The organism is Oleiphilus sp. HI0066 (genome assembly GCF_001635725.1).
Window position 1 is genome coordinate 1 of record NZ_LWFH01001106.1, and the last position, 2,471, is coordinate 2,471.

Here is a 2,471-nt window from a genome sequence, read left to right on the forward strand (position 1 = left end):
CTGGCTGTTTTTTGTTCAGTTATTGGTTTGAAATGCAAACTGGCGTTAACTAATTCTAGCTTTGTAACGCCGCGTAACTTTTTGTGAGTCCATTCACGGAAACGCGTGATTGAATTCCTTAATATTCACTCACTGGTTAGCGAAAGCCAGCCGGAAATGAAATCTAACAATAATATTGGCTTCCATATAAGCATTACTTAGAGGAAGCGCTCTTACCTAAATATTAGGAGAATAATATGAAAGGCCTGAAAAAAATTGCACTTGCTTCTGCAATCGCTGCTGTATCTGCTGGCGCACAAGCTGAATTGAAAGCTCTTGACGACAGCACTATGGGTGAAATGACTGGTCAAGCTGGTTTGACTATCGACCTAGAAACTAAGTACACCATCGGCGAATTCATGTACAAAGACGCTGGTTCTGTTTACTTGACTGGTATTAGCTTGGGCGCTAACACTAACGACGCTGGCGGTGTTAACGCTGGTGCAGGTGCTGCAGGTTACGTTGATAACATCCGTATCAAACTAGACATCGCTGGTGATGGTACTGATCTTTCAAGTGGTCACGCTGACAACGAACTAGACACTGGCTTCTCACGTGTACGTGACTTGGCTGCATTCATGGCTGCAGTTGATGCTTCTGACGCTGGTTCTGCTGATGCTCGCTTTGCGAAAGCAGCTGGTGGTACTGGTGAAATCTCTGAGCTTGAAACTGCTGTAGGCCTTGACGATGAAAACGCATGGGGCGAATCTGGTCTAGGTGACACTGACGTTTCTATCGCTGGTAAGCAAACTTACGGCGACGGTGACCTTCTTATCCACGTATCGTTTAAAGATGCATGGCAGAAGAGTGGTGGTCTTTCTAACATGATCGCTGATGCGTCAATCGCAACTACTGGTTTTGACACTATCCTTTCTAACGGTTTGAAGTCTGTTGACTTTAACTTCAGCATCGACGCTATCGGTCTTGCTTCTTCTAGCTTCGAAGCTGGTGACTCTATTGGTGACGCGTACAACACGCACACTGGTAACGGTATCGATTCAGACGGCGACGCAGAAACTACAGTATTGATCTCTGATCTTTCTATCAACGGTTTCCTTGGCCCAGTTGACATTCATATCGAAAACAACGGTAACGGCTTCGGTATCGATGTGAACGGTGACGGGATTAAAGATATCGATACTATCGGTAACGCTGATTCTAAAATCAACTGGAACACTTACGTTAACGTAACTGATCTTGACGTTTACTTAGACATCGCTGGCGTATTGATCGAAGACTTGAAGATCAACAACGTACGTGGTGACGTTACTGACCTAGACGGAAACTTCTCTTTCGGTTTCGCTCAGTCTAAGCGTGAAATCTACGCGGTACGTAACACTGCTGGTGCAAACCTTGCGCTTGCTGCTACTAACCCAGGTCTATTCGGTAACGGCGATGCTATTGCAGTAACTGAAGCAATCGGTGTTGACGGTGTAGCAATCAACACTGAATTCAAGGGCGACATGGAAATCGGCGCACTTAAGTTTGGTGATACTGATCAGTCAATCGGTGCATTGTACTGGACTGACATCGAGAGCGACACTAAGTGGACTATCTCTGCTCACTAATATCGCTTGATATGTTGAGTTAATCTCAGAGAAAGCCGCTCCCATGAGCGGCTTTTTTTGGTTAAAAACAATAATAAGGAGTAGGCTATTATGTCTGTAGTTAACAAGACTGCTCTTGCTGTTGCGGTAGCCGCAATCTCTGCAGGCGCTCAAGCTGAGCTTAAAGCGCTAGACGATTCGGCAATGGGTGAGATGACGGGTCAAGCTGGCCTGACTATCGACCTTGAAACTAAATACAGTATTGGCGAATTCATGTATAAGGATGCGGGTTCGGTATATCTAACGGGTATTAGTTTTGGTTCGAATGAAAATGTTGAAGTCGGCGGATTTTTCGACAACGTTCGTGTAAAGCTTGATATTGCTGGTGACGGTACTGATACCTCTAGTGGTTATGCTGATAATTACCTGGAAACTGGTTTCTCTGGCGTGCGTAAAGCGGCTGAGTTCCAAGCAATTGCTGCGGCAACTAACAGTAACCCTGATGAAGCGAAGTTTATTTTAGCTCAATCTGGTAGTGTAACAGTCACTGACGCGCAAGCAGCAGGACTGGTTTCAGATAACGCGACTACCACTGGCCCAATGACTATTGGTGCGAAAAAAACGTATGGTGATGGTGACTTACTGATCCACGTTAGCGCTAAAGATGCATGGGAAAAATTAGGTGGTGTAGAAAACCTGATCGCTGACGGAACCATCGCTGATGTAACGTTTAGTGATTTCCTTGGTAACGGTTATACGAAGGGTAAAGATTTCAACTTCAGTATTGATGCAATCGGTATTGCATCGTCTGCATTTGAAGCTGGTGACTCTATTGGTGATGCATACAATACTCATACGGGTACTGGTGTGGACTCTGATGGTGAT

General features: G+C 45.2%; 2 protein-coding genes. Both read left to right on the top strand.

Annotation, left to right across the window (positions count from 1 at the left end; genetic code table 11):
* The first annotated feature begins 236 nt into the window (after positions 1-236).
* Positions 237-1,607, top strand: coding sequence for a DUF6160 family protein (locus A3738_RS14340; RefSeq protein ID WP_068479674.1), 1,371 nt, complete (start codon positions 237-239; stop codon positions 1,605-1,607).
* A 90-nt stretch (positions 1,608-1,697) separates the two neighbouring features.
* On the top strand, positions 1,698-2,471 hold a 774-nt coding region (locus A3738_RS14345; RefSeq protein ID WP_197473864.1), incomplete at its 3' end, for a DUF6160 family protein.

Bases quoted from the DNA above. Each gene is read 5' to 3' on its own strand.
- A3738_RS14340 (WP_068479674.1), top strand. From the start codon at position 237: ATGAAAGGCCTGAAAAAAATTGCACTTGCTTCTGCAATCGCTGCTGTA.